Origin of the sequence: Rhodovulum adriaticum (genome assembly GCF_004345735.1) — a bacterium.
GTDB lineage: Bacteria > Pseudomonadota > Alphaproteobacteria > Rhodobacterales > Rhodobacteraceae > Rhodovulum > Rhodovulum adriaticum.
Map to the genome: position 1 here is coordinate 36,047 of NZ_SLXL01000007.1, position 23,475 is coordinate 59,521.

Consider the following 23,475-nt stretch of genomic DNA (forward strand, 5'->3'; position numbering starts at 1 on the left):
GATGCAGGGCCTAGAAATCCGGGTGCGGGGCCAGGTGCAGGGCGTGGGGTTTCGCCCCTTCGTCTGGCAACTGGCCCAGGCCCATGGCGTGCGCGGCGCGGTCTGCAACGACGCCCATGGGGTGCTGATCCACGCAACCGGCGCCGATCTGGGGGCGTTTCAGACGGCCCTGTCGGACAGGGCGCCGGCGCTGGCCCGGGTCGATGCGGTAGAGGCACGGCCCTACACCTTTGATACGGCACCCGAGGGTTTCACGATCACCCCCAGCCGCGGCCAGGGGGCCGAAACCCGTGTCACCCCCGATGCCGCAACCTGCCCGGCCTGCCTGGCCGAAATCCGCGCGCCCGGGCGGCGGCAGGGCTATGCCTTTACCAACTGCACCCATTGCGGGCCACGCTTCACGATCCTGCAACGGCTGCCTTACGACCGGGGGCAGACCACGATGGCGCCGTTTACGATGTGCCCGGCCTGCCGCGCGGAATACGAAAACCCCGCCGACCGCAGGTTCCACGCCCAGCCCATTGCCTGCCCCGCCTGCGGCCCGCGCCTGTGGGTGGAGGTGGACGCAGCGGAACAGCCGGGCGACCCGATTGCCGGGGCAGCACAGGTACTGGCCAGCGGGGGCATCGTCGCGATCAAGGGGCTGGGCGGGTTCCATCTGGCCTGCGACGCGACGAACGAGGCCGCCGTCCAGACCCTGCGCACGCGCAAGCGCCGCCCGGCCAAGCCCTTTGCCCTGATGGCGCGCGAGGGGGATCTGACCGATTTCTGCGCCCCCACCCCGGCCGATCTGGCGCTGATGCGGGACGCCGCCGCGCCCATCGTGCTGGTGCGCGGCACGGGCGCGTTGCCCGACGCCGTCGCGCCGGGGATGAACCGGCTGGGCGTGATGCTGCCCTATACCCCGCTGCATCACCTGTTGCTGGATGCGGTGGAACGCCCCCTTGTGATGACCAGCGGGAATCTGTCGGGCGAACCGCAGGTCATCGGCAATGCCGAGGCGCGGGAAAAACTGTCCGCCTTTGCCGATGCCTTCGTGATGCATGACCGCGCCATCGCCCGGCGGCTGGACGACAGCGTGGAACGCGCCGAGCCGCCGATGGTGCTGCGCCGCGCGCGGGGGCGGGTGCCGGGCACGTTGCCCTTGCCCCCGGGGTTTGAGGATGCACCACAGATCGTCGCCTATGGCGGGCAGATGAAGGCCGCGATCTGCCTGATCAAGAACGGGCAGGCGCTGTTGGGCCACCATCTGGGCGAGCTGGACGAGGCGCTGACATGGGAGGCCTTCGTGCAAGCGGACCGCGATTATGCGGCGCTGTTCGATCACCGGCCCGAAATCGCGGCCTGCGACCTGCACCCCGATTTCCGCGCAACGCAACATGCCCAGACGACCGGCCTGTCGGTCGCGCGGGTGCAGCACCATCACGCGCATCTGGCCGCCTGCCTGGGCGAAAACGGCTGGCCGCTGGACGGCGGCCCGGTGGCGGGGATCATCCTTGACGGGTCGGGCCTTGGCCCCGACGGCACGGTCTGGGGCGGCGAGGTGTTGCTGGGCGACTACAGGGATTTCACGCGGTGCGCATCGCTGACACCCGCCCCCCTGATCGGTGGCGACCGCGCACAGGCGGACCCCTGGCGGAACGCGCTGGTCCGTCTGGACGCGGCGGGCCTGGGGGATGCGGCAGAGCGTCTGTTCCCCGATGCGCCGCTGGCACTGGCCCGGCAGGCGGCGGCGGCGGGGTTGAACGCGCCCTCATCCTCCTCGGCCGGGCGGCTGTTCGATGCGGTGGCGGCCTGCCTGGGGCTGTGTCCGATGGGGCAGAGTTTCGAGGGCGAGGCCGCGATGCGGCTGGAGGCGCTGGCAGAACAGGCATTGGGGGAAACCGGCTATGGTTTTGCGGTGACGCAGCGCGAACTCGACCCCGCCCCGGTGTTCCGGGCGATCCTTGCCGATCTGGACGACGGCACCGCCCCGGCCCGGATCGCGGCGCGGTTTCATGCCGGGCTTGCCCAGACCTTTGCCGATGCGGCCCGCAAGCTGGTCGAACGCAGAGAGGCCCGTGCCGTCGCCCTGTCGGGGGGGTGTTTCCAGAACGCGCTGCTGCTGGAACAGGTGACCGCGGCACTGGGCGACATCCCGGTCCTGACCCACCGCCTGACCCCCGCGAACGATGGCGGGCTGGCGCTGGGGCAGGCGCTGGTCGCCGCAGCCCGGCACATCGCGCCCCCGGAAAGCGGCTGACCGCTGCCTTGTGCTGCTGACAATCGAAAAACCGGCGGCACAGATTCGAGATTTCCCGATATCGGACCTAAACCTCTGCCAGATAATGACTTTACGCCAGTTTGACCGCGCTGGCCTTTTCCTTTGCGCGGCATATGCGGCATCTGCTTGCATACTCTGGGATACTGAATCCGCCCGCGCGCCAAGGGTGCCCGGGCCATGCCAGGGAGGACCGTCTTGTCCGAAATCGAAACCTTCTACGAGGTCATGCGCCGACAGGGGATCACCCGGCGCAGCTTCATGAAATACTGTTCGCTCACGGCGGCGGCGCTGGGTCTTGGCCCCAGCTTCGTGCCGAAGATCGCCCATGCGATGGAAACCAAGCCGCGCACGCCGGTGATCTGGGTGCACGGGCTGGAATGCACCTGCTGTTCGGAGAGCTTTATCCGCTCGGCCCATCCGCTGGCCAAGGATGTCGTTCTATCGATGATCAGCCTCGATTATGACGACACGCTGATGGCCGCCGCCGGGCATCAGGCAGAGGCCGCGCTGGAAGATACGATCCAGAAATACCGGGGCAACTACATCCTGGCCGTCGAGGGCAACCCGCCGCTGAACGAGGACGGGATGTTCTGCATCGTCGGCGGCAAGCCCTTCGTGGAACAGCTGCGCCACGCGGCCAAGGACGCCAAGGCGATCATCAGTTGGGGCGCCTGCGCGTCTTATGGCTGCGTGCAGGCCGCCGCGCCCAACCCGACGCAGGCCACACCCGTGCACAAGGTCATCACCGACAAGCCGATCATCAAGGTGCCCGGCTGCCCGCCGATTGCCGAGGTGATGACCGGCGTCATCACCTACATGCTGACCTTTGACCGGCTGCCAGAACTGGACCGCCAGGGCCGGCCCAAGATGTTCTATTCCCAGCGCATCCACGACAAATGCTATCGCCGCCCGCATTTCGACGCGGGCCAGTTCGTGGAAAACTGGGACGACGATTACGCGCGCAAGGGCTATTGCCTGTACAAGATGGGCTGCAAGGGCCCGACCACCTACAACGCCTGTTCGACCGTGCGCTGGAACGAGGGCGTCAGCTTTCCGATCCAGTCGGGCCATGGCTGCATCGGCTGTTCCGAGGATGGCTTCTGGGATCAGGGCGGGTTCTATGACCGGCTGACCAGCATCAATGCCTTCGGGGTAGAGGCGAATGCCGACAAGGTCGGCTTTGCCGCCGCGGGCGCGGTGGGCGCGGGCATCGCCGCCCATATCGCCGCCAGCGCCCTGAAAAGCGCCCAGCGCAAGAAACAAGAAAACGAGGAGGTCTGATCCATGACCGTGACTCCGAACGGCTTCGACCTCGACAATACCGGCCAGCGCATCGTCGTGGACCCGGTGACCCGCATCGAAGGCCACATGCGCTGCGAGGTGAACGTGGACGACGAGGGCGTCATCCGCAACGCAGTCAGCACCGGCACGATGTGGCGGGGGCTGGAGGTGATCCTGAAAGGCCGCGATCCGCGCGACGCCTGGGCCTTTACCGAGCGCATCTGCGGCGTCTGCACCGGCACGCACGCGCTGACATCGGTGCGGGCGGTGGAGGACGCGCTGGGGATCACCATCCCCGACAACGCGAATTCCATCCGCAACATCATGCAACTGAACCTGCAGGTGCATGACCACATCGTGCATTTCTACCACCTGCACGCGCTGGACTGGGTGAACCCGGTCAACGCGCTGCGCGCCGACCCCAAGGCCACCAGCGAGTTGCAGCAGGCGGTTTCACCCTCTCACCCGCTGTCCAGCCCCGGCTATTTCCGCGACGTGCAGAACCGGCTGAAAAAGTTCGTGGAATCCGGCCAGCTGGGCCTGTTCAAAAACGGGTACTGGGACAACCCGGCCTATAAACTGCCGCCAGAGGCGGACCTGATGGCCACCACCCACTACCTGGAGGCACTGGATCTGCAAAAAGAGATCGTGAAGATCCACACGATCTTCGGCGGCAAGAACCCGCACCCGAACTGGCTGGTCGGCGGCGTGCCCTGCCCGATCAATATCGACGGCACGGGGGCGGTCGGCGCAATCAACATGGAGCGGCTGAACATGGTCAGCTCCATCATCGACCTGTGCACCGAGTTCGTGAACAACGTCTACCTGCCCGATCTTGTCGCCATCGGCGGCTTCTACAAGGACTGGCTGTATGGCGGCGGGCTGTCGGGGCAATCGGTGCTGGCCTATGGCGACATCCCCGAGAATCCCAACGACTTTTCGGCCGATCAGTTGCACCTGCCGCGCGGCGCGATCATCAATGGCAACCTCAACGAGGTGTTCGATGTCGACGTGCGCGACCCTGAACAGGTGCAGGAATTCGTCGATCATTCCTGGTATTCCTATGGCGAACCCGGCAAGGGTCTGCATCCCTGGGACGGCGTGACCGAGGCGAACTTCGAGCTGGGCCCGAACACCAAGGGCACGAAGACCAATATCGAAGAGCTCGACGAGGCGGCGAAATATTCCTGGATCAAGGCGCCGCGCTGGAAGGGCCACGCGATGGAGGTGGGGCCGCTGGCGCGCTACATCATCGGCTATGCCAAGGGGCACGAGGACATCAAGACCCAGGTCGAGGGGCTGCTGCGCACCATGGACCTGCCGGTGTCGGCGCTGTTCTCGACCCTGGGCCGCACCGCCGCCCGCGCGCTGGAGGCGGAATATTGCGCCCGGCTGCAAAAGCACTTCTTCGACAAGCTGATCACCAATATCCGCAACGGCGACAGTGCGACCGCCAATGTCGAAAAGTGGGAGCCGAAGACCTGGCCGAAAGAGTGCAAGGGCGTCGGCATGACCGAGGCCCCGCGCGGCGCACTGGGGCACTGGGTGCAGATCAAGGACGGACGCATCGACAATTACCAATGCGTCGTGCCCACCACCTGGAACGGCAGTCCGCGTGACAGCGCCGGCAATATTGGCGCCTTCGAGGCGGCGCTGATGAACACCAAGATGGAGCGGCCCGAAGAGCCGGTCGAAATCCTGCGCACCCTGCACAGCTTCGACCCGTGTCTTGCGTGCTCGACCCATGTCATGTCGCCCGACGGTCAGGAAATGACCTCGGTCAAGGTCCGCTGAGGGAGGAAATAGCGATGAAGAAACTGATCCTTGCCGCGGCGCTGGCCGCGAGTGCCGCGCCCGCGCTGGCCCATACCGGGCACGGGGCCACCTCGGGGCTGGTGCACGGCCTGATGCACCCGATCTTTGGGCTGGACCACCTGCTGGCGATGCTGGCGGTGGGCCTGTGGTCCGGCTTCGTGTTCTCGCGCAATGTCTGGGCGGGGGCGGCGGCCTTTATGGGGGCGATGGTGGCCGGGGCCGCCATGTCCTGGTCCGGCGTGCCGATCCCGGGGGTTGAGGGGCTGATCGCCGCCTCTGTCCTGGTCTTCGGGGCGTTGACGATCTTTGCCCATGCCGGGCAGGCGCGCGTGATGACCGGGCTGTCGCTGGCCGCGATCGCGGGCTTTGGCCTGTGCCATGGCCACGCCCATGCAACCGAGGCCAGCGGCGCGGCGATGGCCTATCTTGCCGGTTTCCTGCTGTCGACCGGCGCCCTGCACCTGGCGGGCATCCTGATTGCCCGTGGCGTTGCCGGGGCGCGGGGGGCACGCGCGATGCGCGGGGCGGCGGGCGCTGCCATCGCCGCGTCGGGCGCCTGGCTGGTTTCGGGCTGAGGGCGGTGCCATGACCGACACCCGCACAAGCATCCACATCCCCAACCCGGATGCGCCCACCCCGCTGGAGGCCGCGCGCCTGACCGGCGGGGCCCGCCCCGAGGACATCGAAAGCCTGCGCATGCAGGCCGCCGTCTATGTCTACGAGGCGCCGGTGCGCATCTGGCATTGGGTGAACGCGGCGGCGATCACCGTGCTGATCGTGACCGGCTACCTGATCGGCTCGCCCCCGCCCACGATGGAAATCGCCGAGGCCACCCACCAGTTCTATTTCGGCTATATCCGCTTTGCCCATTTCGCGGCGGGCATGATCCTGACGGTGGCCTTCCTGGGGCGGATCTACTTCGCCTTCATCGGCAACCGGCATTCGCGGCAGTTGTTCTACCTGCCGGTCTGGCGCCTGCGCTGGTGGCGTGAGTTGCTGTTCGAGGCGCGCTGGTACGCGTTTCTGGAGAAAGAGCCGAAGAAATACATCGGCCATAACCCGCTGGCCCATTTCGCGATGTTCACCTTCATCACGCTGGGCATGACCTTCATGATCATTACCGGCTTTGCGCTTTATGCCGAGGGGGCAGGTCAGGACTCGATCTACTATGCGCTGTTCGGCTGGGTGATCGAGATGGTTCAGAACACCCAGCGGCTGCACACGCTGCATCACCTTGGGATGTGGGCGATAACCATCTTTGCGATCATCCACATCTACGCCGCCATCCGAGAGGACATCATGTCCCGCCAGTCGATGATTACCACGATCATTTCGGGCTGGCGCACCTTCAAGGACGACCGGGTGGAATAAGGTGCCGATTTCGACTGCCGGAAGGGGGCGTGGCCGCAGGCTGCGCCCTTTTTCGTTTCGGACAAAGGGAAACCGATTCCGAGGGATACCGGAAAGAAAGCTTCCGATTTGGCGCCCTTTGTATGCCGCGGAATGCGATAATTTCAAAGCAAAACCAATGTCTTATAGATTTTTACCGCCGCAGGCAGGTTCTTCGCTTACAGACCCGAATGCAAATCTTACTGTCGAGTCACTAGGGATACGAAAACAACGCTGCCAGCAGCGGTTCAGGGAGGGACCATGCCAGCCGCGCGAATGGACTCTGTGCTCGTTCTGGGAATCGGGAACGTCTTGTGGGCGGATGAGGGGTTCGGCCCCCGCTGCGTCGAGGCGCTTGCCGCGAGCCATGCCTTGCCGCCCTCGGTGCGCCTGCTTGATGGCGGGACGCAAGGGCTTTACCTGCTGCCCTTCATCGAGGCGGCCGACGCGCTGCTGATCTTTGACGCGGTGGATTACGGGCTGGCGCCCGGCACCCTGAAGATCGTGCGCGACGACGAGGTGCCCGCCTTCATGGGCGCCAAGAAGATGAGCCTGCACCAGACCGGGTTCCAGGACGTGCTGGCCACGGCGGCCTTCAAGGGCTGTTCCCCGGCCCGCATGACCCTGATCGGCTGTCAGCCCGAGGAGTTGGAGGATTACGGCGGCGGCCTGCGCGACAGCGTGGCCGCCCAGATCGCCCCGGCGCTGACCGCTGGCATCGCGGAACTGGCGGGCTGGGGGATCGAGGTGCGCCCCGGCCGGACCGAAACCGGCGATCTGGCCGACCCATCGATCCGGCGCGGGGCCTACGAATCCGGCCGACCGTCCGAAGAGGTCGCCTGCCGCCTGGGCGACGCGCGGTTCTTTCCGGGGGGAAGCGACTGATGTGCGTCGGGCTGCCCCTGCGGATCACCGCCATCGACGGCATCGCCGCGCGCGCGACCGATGGCGAAACCGAAACGGTGATCGACCTGTCGCTGACCCCCGATGCGCGGGCGGGCGACTGGGTTCTGACCTTCCTTGGCGCCGCGCGCGAGGTGATCGACGCGGACGAGGCCGAAAAGATCGCCGCCGCGCTGGAGGGCCTGCGCGCGGTGATGGCCGGTGGCAGCGCTGGCGATGCCTTCGCCGATCTCGACGCCCGCGAACCGCGCCTTCCCCCCCACCTGCAGACCGCGCTCGACGCCGGCCAGACCCAAGGGTAACGCCATGACCCATCCCCTGATCGACAGACTGGAAACAGAGTTCGGCTGGCCGCGCCTGTCCACGATGGCGGGCGCCCGTGCCTTCATCGCCCGACCCGGCGCCCATTGCCTGTTCGTGCCCGGCGATCCCGCGCGCAACCTGGAAACCGCCGATGCGGCGGTGATCCTGCCGGAATTGCGGGCCGCGTTCCAGAACGCCTTTGACTGCGCCATCGTGGACAACGCGATAGAGGCCGAAGTGCGCGAAACCTGGCGCGCCCTGAAAACCCCCGGCTTCCTGTTTTTCCGCGAGGGCGCCTATCTGGGCGACATCCAGAAAATCCGCGACTGGGACGACTACCTGGCCCGCGTGTCGCACATCCTGTCGCTGGCCGCCGCCTGAGGAGGGCACCATGGTTTCCAACTTCCACCTGCCCCCCACCGGCTTTGGCCCCGGCTCGCAACCGTCAGAGGAGGAAGCGGGTTACCTGCCGCTGCCCTCGGGGATGCGCACCTATTCCCCCACCCTGCCCGAGGTGACCGAGGCCGAGGCCCAGGCCGTTGCACCCGCGCTGGCCCTGCTGGAACGGATCGCGGCGGCGTGCGAGGCCAGCGCCACGGGGCAGGACGGCGCAAGCCTGCAACTGGCCGACCTCGCGCCCGATGTCCGCCGCCTGGTGGCCGAAACGCTGGGACAGGGCGAGGTGTCGATGAAGATCGGCGGGCGGCCCGCCGTCGCGGTGCAGGAAAGTGTTTTCGCCGGGGTCTGGCAGGTGCTGGGCAGCGGCGTGGATCGGGTGGAAATCGGCCCTGTGCCCGCCCGCGCGCTGGCCGCGTTCGACCCGGTGCGCGCGCCGCAGGGGCCAAACGCACCGCAATTTCCCGGCGTGGTCAACGCCCCGGCCCTGCTGGTGGAGCTGATGGACAAATCGGCCAGCTACCGGCCCGGTCAGGCGCCCCATGTAATCAACCTCACCCTACTGCCCCATACCGAGGCTGATCTGGCATGGCTGGATACCGCGCTTGGGCAGGGATCGGTGACGATCCTGTCGCGCGGCTATGGCAATTGCCGGGTGACAGCAACGGCCACGCCCCATGTCTGGCGGGTGCAGTTCTTCAACTCGATGGACACGCTGATCCTGGACACGTTCGAGGTGACCGAGATGCCCGAGGTCGCCCTTGCCGCGCCCGAGGATCTGGCCGACAGCGCCGCGCGCCTGCGCGAGGTGATGGAGGCGATCCGATGACCGCGCCGCGTTTCGAGGGCAGCTATCTGGGCGCGGCCGACCGGATCAGCCCCGCCGCGATCATGGAATGCAAGATCTGCTGGACGGTCTACGACCCCGCCGAGGGCGATGACTTCCGCCAGATCCTGCCCGGCACGCCCTTTGCCGCCCTGCCCGGCGACTGGACCTGCCCCACCTGCGACGCGCCCCGCGACCAGTTCATGGTGCGCGAGGATCCCGGCGCGCAGGACGGCTGTTCGCCCGCCCATATCGCGCACCTGACCGAGGCGCTGACCGCCGATTTCCGCGAAATCTGGCACGCCAAGATGCGCGACGTGCCGCTGGTCAACAAGTCCCTGCATGTCGAGGCCGTGGGCTTTGCCCCCCATCAGGGCCGCCCGCTGGGCGTGCTGGTGGCGCCGTGGTTCATGAACCTGATCCTGCTGCCCGCCGAGGGCGAGGATTGGTCGGACCTGGTGCCGGGCGCGAAAGAGGCGATCGACTTTCCCTCGGGCAGCTATGAATTCATCCACAACGTCCGGCCGATGGTGGGGGGGTACAAGGCGTGCTCGCTGTTTTCGCCGATGTCGGATTTCGCCAGCCAGATGCAGGCGGTCGAGGTTGCCCGTGCGGTGATGGCAGAGCTGTTCAAGGCAGAGAACCGCGCTGAAACCGACCGCACCGCCGAAATCCGCGCCACCCGCGAGGCAGAGCTGGCCGCCGCCGAGGCCGCCGAGGCGGCGCCGCCCGCCGAACCGACCCGGCGCGCGGTGATCTCGGCGGGCCTTGCCCAGGGGCCGGGGCGCGCATCGGACGAATGACCCTGGCCGCGCTGCATATCGCCCTGACACCGGACGGCGCGCGGATCACCCCGCCCGCGGCCCTGGGGGTCGAGGCCATGCTGCTGGGCCGCCGGGCCGAGGACGCCGCCGCGCTGTTGCCCCGGCTGTTCAACCTGTGCCGGGTGGCGCAGGAAACCGGCGCGCGGATGGCCCTGGACCTGCCCGTGCCCGCCGATACGGCACAGGCCCTGACCCGGGAAATCCTGCGCGAACACCTGATACGGGTCTGCGTGCTGTGGCCCCGGCGGCTGGGCCTGCCCCCTGCCCCGTTACCCGCCCCGGCGGATGTGCCCGGTGCGGTCTTCGGCCCCGCGGGGCGCCTGCCCGACCCGGACGGGCTGAAGGACTGGATGGCCTCGGGCGGCGGGGTTGCGCCCGTGTTCGACGCCATCGCGCGGGCCTTTGGACCGGGCGAGGCGGTGGCCGACCTGCCTGCCCCCACGCCAGAAACGCTGTGCCGTGGCGTTGCACAGGAAAACACCCCGTGGAACCGGCACCGGGACAGCGCCTTGCTGCACACAGCCGAACGCCGGTTCGGGCGCGGCCCCCTCTGGCGCGCGCTGGCCCGCCTTGTCGATCTGGACGCCTGCGCGCGCGGGGCGCTGGATCTGGCCCCCTCCCACATCAACGGTGTCGCCTATGTCCCCGCGGCGCGGGGCACCTATGCGGTATCGGCGCGGGTGACCGGCGGCCACATCGCGGCGTTCACCCGGCACACGCCCACAGACCAACTGCTAGCCCCGGGCGGCGCGCTGGAACAATCCCTCGCCACCCTGCCGCCGGCCAAGACGCACCTGGCCCCGCTGATGGTCGATATCCTGGATCCCTGCCTGCCGGTGCAGATCGCGGAGGCCGCCGATGCATGAGATGTCACTGTGCGAGGGGATCCGCGGGATCGTCGAGGATCAGGCCCGCGCCCATGGCTTTGCCCGCGTAAACACCCTGCGGCTGGAAATCGGCCGCTTTGCCGGGGTGGAAAAGGACGCGCTGGCCTTTGCCTTCGACGTGGTGATGCGCGGCAGCCCGGCCGAGGGCGCGCGGCTGGAGATGATCGACCTGCCCGGACGGGCCATGTGCTACGATTGCATGGTCGAGGTGGAAATCGAAGAGCGGCTTGCCCCCTGCCCGCGCTGCGGCGGCGGCAAGCTGATGCCCGTGGCGGGCGACGAAATGCGGATCAAGGACATGGAGGTTGTGTGATGTGCACGGTTTGCGGATGCGGAACGGCGACAGTCGAGGGCCACAAGCACGGCGAGGGGGACGCGCATTCCCACAGCCATGACCACGCGCACGGGCATGGGCATGGGCACCACCACCATCACCACGGCCCGAACGGCGATCTGCATTTCGGCACCGGCGCGGCGGGGACCGCGGTGGCGGGCGTCAGCCAGTCGCGTCTGTTGGAGATCGAGACCGACATCCTGTCCAAGAACGACGCCTATGCCGATGGCAACCGGCGGGTGCTGCGGGCACTGGGGGGGTATGCGGTCAACCTTGTGTCCTCGCCCGGCTCGGGCAAGACCACGCTTCTGTGCAAGACGATTGAAATGCTGGGCGAACACCCCCTTGCGGTGATCGAGGGCGACCAGCAGACCAGCAACGACGCCGACCGCATCCGCGCCACGGGTGCCAAGGCAATCCAGGTCAACACCGGCAAGGGCTGCCATCTGGACGGCCACATGGTCGGCCACGCGATGGACCATCTGGACCTGCCGCGCGGCGCCCTGCTGTTCATCGAAAACGTGGGCAATCTGGTCTGTCCCGCCGCATTCGATCTGGGCGAGGACGCCAAGGTTGCGATCCTGTCGGTGACCGAGGGCGAGGACAAGCCGTTGAAATACCCCGACATGTTCACCGCCGCGCGGCTGGCGATCCTGAACAAGGTGGACCTTGCCCCCCATTGCGACGCCGATCTGGACGCGTATGAGGCCAACCTGCGTCGCATCAACCCGCAGATAGAGGTGCTGCGCGTTTCCGCCCGAACGGGCGAGGGCATGGCCGACTGGCTGGACTGGCTGCGCGCGCAGCTTGCCGCCAAGGCCGGCGGGGCGGCCGCGTAATGGCGGGGGCCGCCTCTCAGCCCGCTGTCCTGCTTGTCGATGACGAGCCGCATTCGCTGTCGGCGATGCGGATGGCGCTGGAGGATGATTTCGAGATCCTGACCGCACCCGATGCGGGCGCGGCCCGCCGCGTGCTGGAACAGGAATGGGTGCAGGTGGTGATCTGCGACCAGCGCATGCCAGGCCAAAGCGGCGTGGATTTCCTGGCAGAGGTGCGCGAAAGCTGGCCGGAAACCGTTCGCCTGCTAATCACCGGCTATACCGACACCTCGGCGATGATCGCGGCGATCAACGATGCCGGCATCCACCAGTTCCTGACCAAGCCCTGGCACCCGGACCAGTTGCTGATCGCCACACGCAATGCCGCCCGGCTGTTCAGCCTCGCCCGCGAGAACGAGCGGCTGGCGCTGGAAATGCGGCTGTTGGCCTCTACCGCCGAGTCGCGCATCGAAAAACGGCGCAAGAAGCTGCGTGAGGGGATGGGCTTCGAAACGGTGCTGCGCGCGCCTGCCTCGCCGATGAACGCGGTGGTGCAGGTCGCCCGTCAATTCGCCAGTTTCGACGTGCCCGTTCTGTTGAGTGGCGAGCCGGGCACAGGCAAGGCCCAGATCGCGCGGGCAATGCATTTCGGCTCTCTCCGGTCGGACAAACCGTTCTATGAGCTGGGCCTTGCCGGCATGCCAGAGGATCTGGCCACGCTTGAGCTGATGGGCGCAAAGCGGGGCGTTTTGCCCGGCGCGGTGGCGCGGGCCGGGCTGTTCCAAAAAGCCGATCGCGGCACGCTGTACCTGGGCGGGATCGAAACCGCCACGCCCGGGCTGCAACTGGCGCTGCTGCGGGTGTTGAAAGAGGGCACCTTTGCCCCCTTGGGCGGGCAGGAAAAACTGACAACGAACCTGCGGCTGATCTGCGGCGCGGGGCGCGATCTGCGCGACCTCGTGGCCGAGGGCAGTTTCCGCTCGGATCTGTTCTTTGCGCTGGCGGCGGGCGAGATTGCGGTGCCGCCCTTGCGCGCCCGCCGCGGCGACGTGGCGATCCTGGTCGAACTGGGATCGCAGCATGGCAAGCCGGTGCACGGGCTGGACGAACCGGCGCTGGAATTCCTTGAAAACTATGACTGGCCCGGCAACCTGCGCGAATTGCGCAACGAGGTGACGCGCATGCTGATCTTTGCCCAGGACAGCGTGCTGGGGGCGGATCTGATTTCCCGCCACATCCTGCAAGCCCCCCCGTCGGAGGAGGGCGCAGACCGTTCCGCCGAGGCGGCGCTGACCGCAGAGGGCACGCTGAAGGACCGGGTCGAACTGATGGAAATGCGCATCCTGCGCGAAACCCTGACCCGCCACCGCTGGAACAAAAGCCGCGCGGCGGCGGAACTGGGCCTGTCGCGCGTGGGCCTGCGCGCCAAGCTGGACCGCTACGGCATCGCAGACCCCGCGACGAAGGCCGAACAGGAGGACTGAACGATGTGCCTTGGCATTCCCGGCCAGATCGTGGCCATCACCGACGAGGCGCGCATGATGGCGCTGGCAGAGGTGTCCGGCGTCCGGCGCGAGGTCAACGTGGCCTGCATCCTTGACCGCCCCATCGCCGACCTGGTGGGCGAATGGGCGCTGATCCATGTCGGCTTTGCCATGGCGCGGATCGACGCGGACGAGGCCGCCAAGACCCTGCAGGCCCTGCACGATCTGGGCGAGGCGCAAGAGGCGCTGGAGGCCATGGAAGAGGGCGCCAAGGCGCTGGAGGTCGGGCAATGAAATACGCAACCGAATTTCGCGACCCCAAGGCCGCCCGCGCCGTGCTGGCCCGCATCGCAGCACTGGCCGACCGGATCGGTGCGACCCGCGAAAACCCCGTGCACATCATGGAAATCTGCGGCGGGCATACCCACGCGATCTTTCGCTATGGCCTCGACAAGCTGGTGCATGAGGGGGTGGAGTTCATTCACGGCCCCGGCTGCCCGGTCTGCGTGTTGCCGATGGCCCGCGTGGACGAATGCGTTGAAATCGCCGAGCGGTCCGAGGTGATCTTTACCACCTTTGGCGACGCCATGCGGGTGCCCGGAACGCGGAAATCGCTGATGCAGGCCAAGGCCGACGGCGCCGATATCCGCATGGTCTATTCGCCGCTCGACGCGCTGGAACTGGCCCGCCGCGATCCCGGGCGCGAGGTAGTATTCTTCGGGCTGGGGTTCGAGACCACCACGCCATCGACCGCCCTGGCGATTCAGCAGGCCGCGCGTGAGGGGCTGACCAATTTCAGCGTGTTCTGCAACCACATCACGGTACCCGAGCCGATCAAGGCGCTGCTGGACGATCCCCACATGGTGCTGGACGGGTTCATCGGGCCCGGCCATGTCAGCATGGTGATCGGCACGCACCCCTACGATTTCATTGCACAGGACTATGGCAAGCCCATCGTGGTTGCCGGGTTCGAACCGCTGGACCTGCTGCAATCGGTGCTGATGGTCCTGACCCAGATCGCCGAGGGCCGGGCAGAGGTCGAAAACCAGTATGCCCGCGTGGTGCCCGAGCACGGCAATCCGGTCAGCATCGCCGCGATGGCCGATGTCTATGAACGCCGCCCAAGTTTCGAGTGGCGGGGACTGGGGGAAATCGACGCCTCGGGCCTGCGCATCCGCCCGGCCTATGCCGCCTATGACGCCGAGGAAAAATTCGGCGTGGGCTATGCCGCCGGGCCGCGCCAAGTGCCCGAGCCCGAGGGCTGCGCCTGCGGGCAGGTTATGACCGGCCGGATCAAGCCCACCGCCTGCCCGCAATTCGGCAAGGGCTGCACGCCAGAAATGCCCCTGGGCGCGCTGATGGTCAGTTCCGAAGGGGCCTGTGCGGCCTATTGGCAATATGGCGGTGCCCGCGCGACGGAGGCGGCGGAATGAACGACATGGCCAGACCCGCCCGCCTGCGCGATACCCGCGTGACCCTGTCCCATGGCGGCGGCGGGCGTGCGATGCGCGACCTGATCGACGAGGTCTTCGCCAGCGCCTTTCGCCCCGACGGGATGGAGGATCAGGCCCGCCTGACCAACGCCGCCCTGGCCGAACCCGGCGCGCGGCTGGCGATGACCACCGACAGTTTCGTCGTCACGCCGCTGGAATTTCCCGGCGGCGATATCGGCACACTGGCGGTTTGCGGCACAGTGAACGACCTGGCCGTGGGGGGCGCAAAACCGCTGTGGCTGTCGGCGGCCTTCATCATCGAAGAGGGGACCGAGATCGCGCTGCTGCGCCGTGTGGTCGCCTCTATGGTGGCAGAGGCCGAAAGGACGGGCGTCCGCATCGTCACCGGCGATACCAAGGTGGTCGGGCGCGGCGCGGCCGATGGCCTGTTCATCACCACAACCGGCGTGGGCGTCATCCCGCCCGGCCGCGATCTGGGCGCCAACCTGATCCGCCCCGGCGACGTGGCCATCGTCAACGGTGTCTTGGGCGATCATGGCGCGACGATCCTGGCAGCACGGGGCGATCTGGCGCTGTCCACCGATCTGCAATCGGATTGCCAGGGGCTGGGCCACCTGATGGAGGCGGTGATCGCCGCCGCCCCCGACACCCGCGCCGCCCGCGACGCCACCCGCGGCGGCCTGGCCTCTGCCCTGAACGAAATGGCCCAGGCCGCTAGCGTCGGGATCGAGATCGAAGAAACCGCCCTGCCGCAACGGGCCGAGGTCGCGGGCATGTGCGAAATCCTTGGGCTCGACCCGCTGTACCTGGCCAACGAGGGCACGCTGGTGCTGTTCGTCCCCGAGGACCAGGCCCAGGCGGCGCTGGCTGCGATGCGCGCCCGCCCCGAGGGCGCAGAGGCTGCCATCATCGGCCGCGCCCTGGGCGATCACCCCGGACAGGTCCGCATGCGCACGGCCTTTGGCGGCAGCCGTATCGTCGATATGTTGGTCGGGGAACAGTTGCCGCGGATCTGCTGACCCAGGCAGCTGCACCTTGTCGCCGCATCGATTCCGCCGACCTGTGGCCTGCCCTTGCCAAATTGTTTCCGCGAACCTGACGATCGCCCCGGCCTGCGCCCATCGTGACGGCAAAACCCCGAAACAGTCTGTTTCCCGGGCGCCAAAAGCAACTGTGGCATTTGTGTGGCATTCTCTTGTCAGCACCCCGGCGCTGCCGGGATCGGGTCGCAGCACGTCCAGGGGGAAGCAGGATGAGCGACAAGATCGCACCGAGGCGCATGATCCCGCGGCCCACGGATGGGGGGCCGTGTTCCCCGCGGGCGGACCAGCCCGGGATATCACCCGCCAAATTGCTGTTCGACAAGCTGTTCGCCGCCCTCGCCCTGCTGGCGTTGGCCCCTGCCATGGCGGTGATCGCCATCCTGCTGCGCCTGAGCGCCCCCGGCCCCGTGCTGTGCCCCCATACCCGCATCGGCAAGGATGGCCGCGCCTTTCGCTGTTTCAAGTTTCGCACGATGCGCAAGGGTGGCAATGCCCGCTTGGCCTGGCAGGCAGAGTTCCGGGCAGAGGGACCAAAGAACCCGACACTTGACCAGCCCGCCCGCGCGCACCGCATCGGACGCTTTCTGCGCCGCACCGGACTGGACGAGCTGCCGCAATTCTGGAACGTGCTGATCGGCGACATGTCGGTGGTCGGTCCGCGCCCGATCTTTGCCGAAGAGGCGGTTAAATACGGCCGCCATTTCACCGAGTATTGTGCTGTTCGCCCGGGCATCACCGGGGCCTGGCAGGTCAGCGGGCGCCGTGGTGACGGCTATGCCGAACGCATCGCGCTGGACAGCGACTACGTGCGCAATGCCAGCTTTCTCGACGATCTCCGCATCATGCTCAGGACCGTTGGCGTGGTCCTTGGCCAGCGCGGCGCCATGTAGGACCGATCCATGCCCCAACTGACCACATCGGGCGATGCCGCCGACAAGATCGCGGCCCTGCGCCGGAAAAGCCACCTGGTCGCCGAGGTCTACACTGCCCCGCGGCCATCACGTGCCGATCGCGCCCCCCGCGCGAACCGGCCTGGCAAACTGCGCATCGTGGTTGCGATCCCCTCGGCGCAGCGGCCCGGCATCCTGTCAGATACCGTGCGCGCCATCGCCCGGCAGGACCGGCTGCCCGACCGCGTGGTCCTCAGCCTGGGGGCAAGCGAGGATCTCGGCGATCTGAACCCGTCCACCCTGCCCTTTCCGCTGGAAATCGTGCGGGGCAGGGGCGGCGCAACGGCCCGGCGCAACCAGATCATCCGCATCCTGCGCCGCGACGAAATCATGGTGCTGCTGAGCGACGATTTCCTGATGGCCCCCGACTATCTGCGGCGCACCCTGGACGTGTTCGAGCGTTATCCCGACATCGCCATGACCACGGGCACAGTTCTGGCCGACGGCATGCACGGCCCCGGTTTCAGCCATGAAAAGGGTCAGGCCCTGCTGGCAAGGCGTCTGCAAAGCCCCGCCGCGGACCGTTTGCAGCCTGTCTTTTCCGGCCACGGGTGCAACTCTGCGATGCGGGCGTCGGTCATCCTCGACCGGGGCCTGCGCTTTGACGAAAGTTTCCCGCTTTACGGCGGGCTGGAGGATCTGGATTTCTCACGCCGCATCGCCGCCCATGGCCGGTTGGTCAAGGACAATGCCGCACGTGGCGTGCATCTGGGCACCAAGACCGGCCGCCCCCCCGGCATGCTGCTGGGCTATTCGCAGGTCATCGCCCCGCTTCACCTGCTGAAAAAGGGGACCATGACACGGCGCCAGGCCGTGGCGATGATCGCACGCGATGCGCTGTCGAACCTTTTCCGCGCGATCCACCCGCCCGCCTGGGCCGATTTCCGCGGGCGCCTGCGGGGAAACCTGCGCGCGGTCAGGGATCTATTGCAAGGGCGCGCATCCCCCCAACGGATGCTGGACCTCAAGCCCTGAACGGGCCGGCGCGCATCCCGCGCACCGGCCCGTCCGTTCCGATGGGACACGGCGCCCACCCTGCCAATCGTTGCGCGCCCGCCTTACCAGGCCCGGTGGCGCGACAAGTCCTCCGCGATCTCTGCGGCGAAATCCAACGCGCCCGCGCGCGGGCGGGTGATCAGGCTGACCCCCACGAACAGCGCAGTGCTGACCCCGCCGACCGTGAAGGGCAGCAGCGGGTTGAACACGCTGACCCCTTGCAGGATCGCCATCCAGACCGCAACGGCCGCCCCGCCCAGGATACCGGCCAGCGCCCCCGCCGCGGTGCCCCGCGACCAGAAGAACGCCCCGATGATCGGGGGCACCGTGACCAGCAGACCCGCCGCCGACAGCGCCGCCAGCTGATCCACGATTTGCGCCTTTTGCAGGGCGAAATAGCTGGCAAACAGGATCACACCCACGATCACGATACGCCCGGCCAGGATTTGCAGCCCGTCATTGGACACGCCCTCGCGCCGGATGAAATCGCGGGCGATCATCGCCCCCACCGCCAGCGCGATGGAATCCAGCGTCGAAACCGCCGCCGACAGGATGCCCAGGATCAGCAACAGCGCCACCCAGACCGGCACCACCCCCGAGGTCAACAACGCAGGCGTCGCCATCGAGCTGTTTTCCAGCCCCGGCACCAGTTGCAGCGCGGCAAAGCCCCAGGCCACCGCGATCAGCGTAAACACAAAGCCAAAGCCCAGCACCCACAGGATCATCCGCCGCATCGCGCGGAAATCGCGCAGAACGAACAGCCGCTGGCTGACCTGCGGGTTGGACAGCGCGAAAAAGAACCACGGCACCGCCAGCGCGACGAAGGTCGGCAAGCTCCACAATCCCGATCCGGGCACGCCCAGCCAGGCGCCGTGATCGGTCGCCAGCCCCTGCGCAAAGGTCGACCAGCCGCCAAGCGCCGACACGGCAAACCCGACCGCCAGCACACCAGAGACCAGCATCACAACCGACAGCACCGCGTCGGTCCACGCGACCGAACGCAGCCCGGCCAACACTGCCCAGAACATCGCCAGCGCCGCGCCCGTGGCCACCGCGCCGAATAGGCTGATGCCGCCATCCGTGACCCCCGACAACAACAGGCCGATCCCCGCCATCTGCGTCGTGCAGTAGGGCAGCAGGAACACCAGGCTGACCACGGCCATGAGACGCGCCACCATCCGGCACCCGTAACGCGCGCCGATCATCTCGGCCGGGGAAATGAACCCCCAGCGGCGCGCCACCAGCCAGAAGCGCGGCGCAAAGATCACCAGCAGCGACAGCCCGGCGAAATAGATCAACTCGAACCCGAGGGCGCCCGCGCCGCCGCGATAGGTCAGCCCGGTCAGCACCACCAGCATGAAGGCCGAATAGGTGGTCGCGGCATAGGACAGGCCCGCGACCATCCCGCCGACATCGCGCCCGGCGATGTAGTAATCGCCCGCGGTGCCCGTGTTGGCGCGGGCCGCGCGCAGCGCGATGGCAAAGCCCAGGGCGGTGAACAGGCCGATCGCGGCCCAGACAAGCAGCGGCGCGATCATGGCTCTGCCCTCCAGCGCAGGACGGCCAGCGCGATCAGGGCGATCACGGCCAGCCCGAAGCCCGCCCAGAACAGCAGAACGGCAAAGCCCGGCGCGGCCCCGGCCAGGGCGCCATAGGGCACAGCGATTCCGGCCAGGATCAGGACGGCCATCGCCACGATCCAGAAACGCCGCCCCGCGGGCGGGCGGGTAACCTCTTCACGCATCCGGGTGTCCTCCCTCGATCTCTACAGATACAAGCGACGGTCCATAGACCTTTTGCGACATCCGCTCAAGGTTGACTGACCGTGAGGCGGCGCTTTGTCCCGCCCCGTCTGGCGCGGGCAGCGGGACCGCACCGTCCGCGCATCGCTGTAGGGGGGCGGGCGGCGCCGTGCTATCCTGACAGACAGGAGGGCCCGCCGATGATCAGTGCCGACGATATAGAGGACATGACCGACCTGACGACCGAAGAGATCGCCGCCATCGCCGAACACGACCACATCCCGCCGCTGGATGCGGCACTGCTGGGGGATTACCTGATGCACCTGCACCACGGGGGACAAAAGGTGCAGGCGATGATCTGCGAAGATATCCGCACGGCGCTGCACGCCGATGACGTGCCCCATGCGCGGGCGCTGTACGCCGTGCTGCACGGGTTTCTGAAGGCACACCCAGAGGCGGTGCGGGGGTCGGAGTAGCCCGCCCCCGGTGCCTCAGACCTCGGGCAGGCCGCGCATGCCCTGGGTGCGGGCGCGGGTCTGGAACGGGTCGTCGCCCTTGATCTTGCGCGAAACGATATAGGCCGCCGGCCAGGCCAGGATAGCACCGATCACGGCGCCAGTGCCCACCGCGGCCCAGTTGTAAAAGCCCAGCGAGAACAGGGCGATGACGATAAAGCCGGTGATGACGGCGCCGGTGACCGGGGTCAGCATGATGCTCAGTCGGTCCATAGGATCCTCCCTTGGTTTCATGAAGCAGGGAGGATACGTGCGGCGGGATGTCGTGGATCAAATGGGGGCATAACGAGGGCGTGAGGCGGCCGACGCTTGGTGATTTTACGAAGGGCAGCGCCCGGCCCGACGGGGAGGGCGCTGCCCGGCGTGAACGCCGGGCGGGAAATATGTGCCATAGGGTGGGTGAAACCCACCATGATGGTTTGGAAAACGGATCGGTGGGTTGCACCCATCCTACGGGTGCTGAGGCATACCCCACTATTTTTCATTTTTCGCGCGCGCCGGACCTAGCTTTCTCTCCTAGCGCTCTGAGCGCATGACGTTCCACAGCGATTTCCTCCCGGCGCGAACGCAACTCGTCCAGCTCTGATATCAGACGCGCGTTCTCATGCTCAAGATATTGAAGCTTCTCTGACCTGTTTCTAAGGGCCCTTTCAAGAATGAGGCCTTGATCGGAGTCAAAACCTCCGCGCGCAAGCCTTCTATCCATTGCAGCAAGCTGAGCTTGAAGTGATGAGACTGCATCAAATAGGCGAGAAATATAGACGCTCTCTTTATCTTCGCTTGCCGCAAATGAGGTCATATCGACACTGAAGCTTAGCGGCGTTACAAGCTTAAAATTTTCTCCTTCAATAGCATCTACTTGGTTGCCGATCTCTTTCCGCGCTTCATCAGCACTATCCAAGTCAGTATGATCTAAATGGATGGTACGAAACCCGGCGATATCAAAAGGAATTTGCTCTCCACTTTCAATAATCTGAATGAATGGCTTATTCAATGCGTGTCGCACCGCCAGCTCATAAAAAACATTTGGATTATGACCTGACAGGTCCGCAACAACCAAATCAGCCTCGCGAATCTTGTCGATCACTTGAGTGGTAATCATGCCCGGATCCGCGATATGATCCGCTCTTACCACCGAATAGCCACGCTCCTCTAGTGGCGGCCTTATAACATGCTTTAAGACCTTATCGGCCCGCCTTCTAATATCACCGCCTTCCGCTCCGATTGGCGATATAATAAAACAACTTTTCTTTGAGGGCGCGTGTTTTATCCGCTTGTCTGTCATCGATTTAGCCCCTCGCTATAGACATAACATAGGGACGCTACCATAAGAGCCAAAAAGTTCTAGCCGCTTCCGTGCTCGGAGGTTGCCTCGGGCGTTCGTCGCTGAAATCGCTTCACCGGGGCGATTTCACCTCGGCCAAGGCCGGGGTTGCGCCTCAATCATCCATCTTCAACGCATTGATAAACGCCGCCTGCGGGATCTCCACCTTCCCGAACTGGCGCATCTTCTTCTTGCCCGCCTTCTGCTTTTCCAACAGCTTCTTCTTCCGCGTGGCGTCGCCGCCATAGCATTTGGCGGTCACGTCCTTGCGCAGGGCGGCCAGGGTTTCGCGCGCGATCACGCGGCCGCCGATGGCCGCCTGGATCGGGATCTTGAACATGTGGCGGGGGATCAGATCCTTCAGCTTTTCGCACATGGCCCGGCCGCGCATTTCCGCCCGGTCGCGGTGAACCATGGTCGACAGCGCGTCCACGGGTTCGTCATTCACCAGGATCTGCATCTTGACCAGGTAATCCTGGCGATAGCCCGACATCTGATAGTCAAAGCTGGCATAACCCTTGGTCACCGATTTCAGCCGGTCGTAGAAATCGAACACCACCTCGTTCAGCGGCAGGTCATAGACCACCATCGCCCGCGTGCCCGCATAGGTCAGGTCCAGCTGTTCGCCCCGGCGATCCTGGCACAGTTTCAGCACGTCGCCCAGGTATTCGTCGGGCACCAGGATCGTGGCCTTGATCCGCGGTTCCTCGATATGGTCGATATGGGTCAGATCGGGCATGTCGGCGGGGTTGTGCAATTCCTGCATCTCCCCGTCCTTCATGTAGACGTGGTAAATCACGCTGGGCGCGGTGGTGATCAGGTCGATCCCGTATTCCCGTTCCAGACGGTCGCGGATCACCTCCAGGTGCAGCAGGCCCAGAAACCCGCAGCGGAAACCGAAACCCAACGCGGCCGAGGTTTCCATCTCAAAGCTGAAGCTGGCGTCGTTCAGGGCCAATTTCTCGATCGCGTCGCGCAGATCCTCGAATTCATTAGAATCCACCGGGAACAGGCCGCAGAACACCACCGGCTGCGCGGGTTTGAAGCCCGGCAGAGGCGTTTCCACCCCCTTCTTCTCGGTCGTGATCGTGTCGCCGACGCGGGTGTCGCGCACCTGTTTGATCGACGCGGTCAGGAACCCGATCTCGCCCGGGCCCAGTTCGGCGATGTCCTGCATGGCGGGGCGGAAGACACCGATACGGTCCACCGGATAAACCCCGCCGGTTTTCATCATCCGAATGCGCATGCCCTTTTTCAGCACGCCGTCGATGATGCGAACCAGCACGACAACGCCCAGGTAGGAATCGTAATAGCTGTCCACCAGCATCGCCTTCAGCGGCGCGTCGCGATCGCCCTCGTGCGGGGGCGGCAGACGTTTTACGATGGCCTCCAGCACGTCGGGGATGCCGATGCCGGTCTTGGCGCTGATCTGTACCGCGTCGGTCGCATCGATGCCGATCACGTCCTCGATCTGCTCGGCCACACGGTCGCAATCGGCGGCGGGCAGGTCGATCTTGTTCAGGACCGGCACAATTTCGTGGTCGGCCTCAATGGCGGTATAGACGTTCGCCAGCGTCTGCGCCTCTACCCCCTGGGTGGCGTCCACAACCAGCAGCGAGCCCTCTACCGCACGCATGCTGCGCGACACCTCATAGGCAAAGTCGACGTGACCGGGCGTGTCAATCAGGTTCAGCACATAGGTCTGGCCGTCCTTCGCCGGATACTCGATCCGGACGGTGTTGGCCTTGATGGTGATGCCCCGCTCCCGCTCGATATCCATCGCGTCGAGAAGCTGTTCCTTCATGTCCCGCTCTGCCACCGTTCCGGTCAACTGGATCAGCCGGTCGGCCAGCGTGGATTTACCGTGGTCGATATGCGCCACGATGGAGAAGTTGCGGATATACTTGAGCTCGGTCATGGGCGGGATA

The 23,475-nt window shown here is 66.2% G+C and carries 25 protein-coding genes; 20 read left to right on the plus strand and 5 right to left on the minus strand.

The window, feature by feature from the left end; all coding sequences use genetic code 11:
- The first annotated feature begins 1 nt into the window (after nt 1).
- The 19 genes from hypF (at nt 2) to EV656_RS10555 (ending at nt 17,945) form a co-directional block, all read left to right on the plus strand.
- On the plus strand, nt 2-2,242 hold the full coding sequence (gene hypF, locus EV656_RS10465; protein ID WP_132603432.1) for a carbamoyltransferase HypF: 2,241 nt from the start codon (nt 2-4) through the stop codon (nt 2,240-2,242).
- A 216-nt stretch (nt 2,243-2,458) separates the two neighbouring features.
- Entirely contained in the window at nt 2,459-3,544 is a 1,086-nt protein-coding gene (locus tag EV656_RS10470) for a hydrogenase small subunit (protein WP_132603435.1), read from the plus strand.
- Nucleotides 3,545-3,547: 3 nt separating this feature from the next.
- Nucleotides 3,548-5,338, plus strand: coding sequence for a nickel-dependent hydrogenase large subunit (locus tag EV656_RS10475; RefSeq protein ID WP_132603438.1), 1,791 nt, complete (start codon nt 3,548-3,550; stop codon nt 5,336-5,338).
- A gap of 14 nt (nt 5,339-5,352) precedes the next feature.
- A complete protein-coding gene (locus EV656_RS10480) occupies nt 5,353-5,934 on the plus strand; it encodes a HupE/UreJ family protein (protein WP_132603441.1) in 582 nt (193 codons plus the stop codon).
- Nucleotides 5,935-5,944: 10 nt separating this feature from the next.
- Nucleotides 5,945-6,730 (plus strand): Ni/Fe-hydrogenase, b-type cytochrome subunit, encoded by a 786-nt coding sequence (cybH, locus tag EV656_RS10485; protein ID WP_132603444.1) that lies wholly within the window; start codon nt 5,945-5,947, stop codon nt 6,728-6,730.
- A 279-nt stretch (nt 6,731-7,009) separates the two neighbouring features.
- The gene (locus EV656_RS10490) at nt 7,010-7,633 is read left to right on the plus strand and encodes a HyaD/HybD family hydrogenase maturation endopeptidase (RefSeq protein ID WP_165918993.1); all 624 of its coding nucleotides are present in this window, start codon (nt 7,010-7,012) and stop codon (nt 7,631-7,633) included.
- Nucleotides 7,633-7,953, plus strand: a complete 321-nt coding sequence (locus tag EV656_RS10495; RefSeq protein ID WP_132603447.1) for a HypC/HybG/HupF family hydrogenase formation chaperone — start codon at nt 7,633-7,635, stop codon at nt 7,951-7,953. Before EV656_RS10490 ends, EV656_RS10495 begins: the two co-directional genes overlap by 1 nt.
- A 4-nt stretch (nt 7,954-7,957) precedes the next feature.
- A complete protein-coding gene (locus EV656_RS10500) occupies nt 7,958-8,335 on the plus strand; it encodes a thioredoxin domain-containing protein (protein ID WP_132603450.1) in 378 nt (125 codons plus the stop codon).
- 10 nt (nt 8,336-8,345) lie between these two features.
- On the plus strand, nt 8,346-9,179 hold the full coding sequence (locus EV656_RS10505; protein WP_132603453.1) for a hydrogenase expression/formation protein: 834 nt from the start codon (nt 8,346-8,348) through the stop codon (nt 9,177-9,179).
- Nucleotides 9,176-9,979, plus strand: a complete 804-nt coding sequence (gene hybE, locus EV656_RS10510) for a [NiFe]-hydrogenase assembly chaperone HybE (RefSeq protein WP_132603456.1) — start codon at nt 9,176-9,178, stop codon at nt 9,977-9,979. The genes EV656_RS10505 and hybE overlap by 4 nt, the downstream gene beginning before the upstream one ends.
- Nucleotides 9,976-10,866, plus strand: a complete 891-nt coding sequence (locus EV656_RS10515) for a HupK protein (RefSeq protein WP_132603459.1) — start codon at nt 9,976-9,978, stop codon at nt 10,864-10,866. The genes hybE and EV656_RS10515 overlap by 4 nt, the downstream gene beginning before the upstream one ends.
- Nucleotides 10,859-11,200 carry a hydrogenase maturation nickel metallochaperone HypA gene (hypA, locus tag EV656_RS10520; RefSeq protein ID WP_132603462.1) on the plus strand — a complete coding sequence of 114 codons (342 nt, stop codon included), beginning with the start codon at nt 10,859-10,861 and terminating at the stop codon, nt 11,198-11,200. Before EV656_RS10515 ends, hypA begins: the two co-directional genes overlap by 8 nt.
- The gene (gene hypB, locus EV656_RS10525; protein WP_132603465.1) at nt 11,200-12,060 is read left to right on the plus strand and encodes a hydrogenase nickel incorporation protein HypB; all 861 of its coding nucleotides are present in this window, start codon (nt 11,200-11,202) and stop codon (nt 12,058-12,060) included. Before hypA ends, hypB begins: the two co-directional genes overlap by 1 nt.
- Entirely contained in the window at nt 12,060-13,523 is a 1,464-nt protein-coding gene (locus EV656_RS10530) for a sigma-54-dependent transcriptional regulator (RefSeq protein ID WP_132603468.1), read from the plus strand. Before hypB ends, EV656_RS10530 begins: the two co-directional genes overlap by 1 nt.
- Before the next feature lie 3 nt (nt 13,524-13,526).
- Nucleotides 13,527-13,817 carry a HypC/HybG/HupF family hydrogenase formation chaperone gene (gene hypC, locus EV656_RS10535; protein WP_132603471.1) on the plus strand — a complete coding sequence of 97 codons (291 nt, stop codon included), beginning with the start codon at nt 13,527-13,529 and terminating at the stop codon, nt 13,815-13,817.
- Complete coding sequence (hypD, locus tag EV656_RS10540) at nt 13,814-14,956, plus strand: hydrogenase formation protein HypD (protein ID WP_132603474.1); 1,143 nt, start codon at nt 13,814-13,816, stop codon at nt 14,954-14,956. Before hypC ends, hypD begins: the two co-directional genes overlap by 4 nt.
- Entirely contained in the window at nt 14,953-15,996 is a 1,044-nt protein-coding gene (gene hypE, locus EV656_RS10545; protein ID WP_132603477.1) for a hydrogenase expression/formation protein HypE, read from the plus strand. Before hypD ends, hypE begins: the two co-directional genes overlap by 4 nt.
- A 233-nt stretch (nt 15,997-16,229) precedes the next feature.
- Nucleotides 16,230-16,910, plus strand: coding sequence for a sugar transferase (locus tag EV656_RS10550; protein ID WP_242469021.1), 681 nt, complete (start codon nt 16,230-16,232; stop codon nt 16,908-16,910).
- A 9-nt stretch (nt 16,911-16,919) separates the two neighbouring features.
- Entirely contained in the window at nt 16,920-17,945 is a 1,026-nt protein-coding gene (locus EV656_RS10555) for a glycosyltransferase family 2 protein (RefSeq protein WP_132603480.1), read from the plus strand.
- Between the two features lie 83 nt (nt 17,946-18,028).
- Here EV656_RS10555 and EV656_RS10560 read toward each other — a convergent pair whose 3' ends face one another.
- On the minus strand, nt 18,029-19,504 hold the full coding sequence (locus EV656_RS10560) for a sodium:solute symporter family protein (RefSeq protein ID WP_200276561.1): 1,476 nt from the start codon (nt 19,502-19,504) through the stop codon (nt 18,029-18,031).
- Nucleotides 19,501-19,710 carry a hypothetical protein gene (locus EV656_RS10565; protein WP_132603483.1) on the minus strand — a complete coding sequence of 70 codons (210 nt, stop codon included), beginning with the start codon at nt 19,708-19,710 and terminating at the stop codon, nt 19,501-19,503. The genes EV656_RS10560 and EV656_RS10565 overlap by 4 nt, the downstream gene beginning before the upstream one ends.
- A gap of 198 nt (nt 19,711-19,908) precedes the next feature.
- Here EV656_RS10565 and EV656_RS10570 point away from each other — a divergent pair, with 198 nt between their 5' ends.
- Nucleotides 19,909-20,184: a hypothetical protein gene (locus EV656_RS10570; protein ID WP_132603486.1), complete on the plus strand. Its 276-nt coding sequence runs from the start codon at nt 19,909-19,911 to the stop codon at nt 20,182-20,184.
- 15 nt (nt 20,185-20,199) lie between these two features.
- Here the strand turns inward: EV656_RS10570 and EV656_RS10575 are convergent, their stop codons facing one another.
- The 3 genes from EV656_RS10575 to lepA form a co-directional block, all read right to left on the minus strand.
- Nucleotides 20,200-20,436 (minus strand): hypothetical protein, encoded by a 237-nt coding sequence (locus EV656_RS10575; RefSeq protein WP_132603489.1) that lies wholly within the window; start codon nt 20,434-20,436, stop codon nt 20,200-20,202.
- A 268-nt stretch (nt 20,437-20,704) separates the two neighbouring features.
- The gene (locus EV656_RS10580; protein ID WP_132603492.1) at nt 20,705-21,508 is read right to left on the minus strand and encodes a hypothetical protein; all 804 of its coding nucleotides are present in this window, start codon (nt 21,506-21,508) and stop codon (nt 20,705-20,707) included.
- 154 nt (nt 21,509-21,662) lie between these two features.
- Nucleotides 21,663-23,465 carry a translation elongation factor 4 gene (gene lepA, locus EV656_RS10585; RefSeq protein WP_132603495.1) on the minus strand — a complete coding sequence of 601 codons (1,803 nt, stop codon included), beginning with the start codon at nt 23,463-23,465 and terminating at the stop codon, nt 21,663-21,665.
- Between the last annotated feature and the right edge of the window lie 10 nt (nt 23,466-23,475).

Coding starts and splice junctions, on each gene's coding strand:
- EV656_RS10555 (WP_132603480.1), top strand. CDS start 16,920: ATGCCCCAACTGACCACATCGGGCGATGCCGCCGACAAGATCGCGGCC.
- EV656_RS10505 (WP_132603453.1), top strand. CDS start 8,346: ATGGTTTCCAACTTCCACCTGCCCCCCACCGGCTTTGGCCCCGGCTCG.
- hypA (WP_132603462.1), top strand. CDS start 10,859: ATGCATGAGATGTCACTGTGCGAGGGGATCCGCGGGATCGTCGAGGAT.
- hypC (WP_132603471.1), top strand. CDS start 13,527: ATGTGCCTTGGCATTCCCGGCCAGATCGTGGCCATCACCGACGAGGCG.
- EV656_RS10500 (WP_132603450.1), top strand. CDS start 7,958: ATGACCCATCCCCTGATCGACAGACTGGAAACAGAGTTCGGCTGGCCG.
- EV656_RS10530 (WP_132603468.1), top strand. CDS start 12,060: ATGGCGGGGGCCGCCTCTCAGCCCGCTGTCCTGCTTGTCGATGACGAG.
- EV656_RS10480 (WP_132603441.1), top strand. CDS start 5,353: ATGAAGAAACTGATCCTTGCCGCGGCGCTGGCCGCGAGTGCCGCGCCC.
- hypE (WP_132603477.1), top strand. CDS start 14,953: ATGAACGACATGGCCAGACCCGCCCGCCTGCGCGATACCCGCGTGACC.
- hypF (WP_132603432.1), top strand. CDS start 2: ATGCAGGGCCTAGAAATCCGGGTGCGGGGCCAGGTGCAGGGCGTGGGG.
- lepA (WP_132603495.1), bottom strand. CDS start 23,465: ATGACCGAGCTCAAGTATATCCGCAACTTCTCCATCGTGGCGCATATC.
- EV656_RS10475 (WP_132603438.1), top strand. CDS start 3,548: ATGACCGTGACTCCGAACGGCTTCGACCTCGACAATACCGGCCAGCGC.
- EV656_RS10495 (WP_132603447.1), top strand. CDS start 7,633: ATGTGCGTCGGGCTGCCCCTGCGGATCACCGCCATCGACGGCATCGCC.
- EV656_RS10515 (WP_132603459.1), top strand. CDS start 9,976: ATGACCCTGGCCGCGCTGCATATCGCCCTGACACCGGACGGCGCGCGG.
- EV656_RS10550 (WP_242469021.1), top strand. CDS start 16,230: ATGAGCGACAAGATCGCACCGAGGCGCATGATCCCGCGGCCCACGGAT.
- EV656_RS10575 (WP_132603489.1), bottom strand. CDS start 20,436: ATGGACCGACTGAGCATCATGCTGACCCCGGTCACCGGCGCCGTCATC.
- EV656_RS10570 (WP_132603486.1), top strand. CDS start 19,909: ATGATCAGTGCCGACGATATAGAGGACATGACCGACCTGACGACCGAA.
- EV656_RS10580 (WP_132603492.1), bottom strand. CDS start 21,508: ATGACAGACAAGCGGATAAAACACGCGCCCTCAAAGAAAAGTTGTTTT.
- EV656_RS10560 (WP_200276561.1), bottom strand. CDS start 19,504: ATGATCGCGCCGCTGCTTGTCTGGGCCGCGATCGGCCTGTTCACCGCC.
- cybH (WP_132603444.1), top strand. CDS start 5,945: ATGACCGACACCCGCACAAGCATCCACATCCCCAACCCGGATGCGCCC.
- hypB (WP_132603465.1), top strand. CDS start 11,200: ATGTGCACGGTTTGCGGATGCGGAACGGCGACAGTCGAGGGCCACAAG.
- hybE (WP_132603456.1), top strand. CDS start 9,176: ATGACCGCGCCGCGTTTCGAGGGCAGCTATCTGGGCGCGGCCGACCGG.
- hypD (WP_132603474.1), top strand. CDS start 13,814: ATGAAATACGCAACCGAATTTCGCGACCCCAAGGCCGCCCGCGCCGTG.
- EV656_RS10565 (WP_132603483.1), bottom strand. CDS start 19,710: ATGCGTGAAGAGGTTACCCGCCCGCCCGCGGGGCGGCGTTTCTGGATC.
- EV656_RS10490 (WP_165918993.1), top strand. CDS start 7,010: ATGCCAGCCGCGCGAATGGACTCTGTGCTCGTTCTGGGAATCGGGAAC.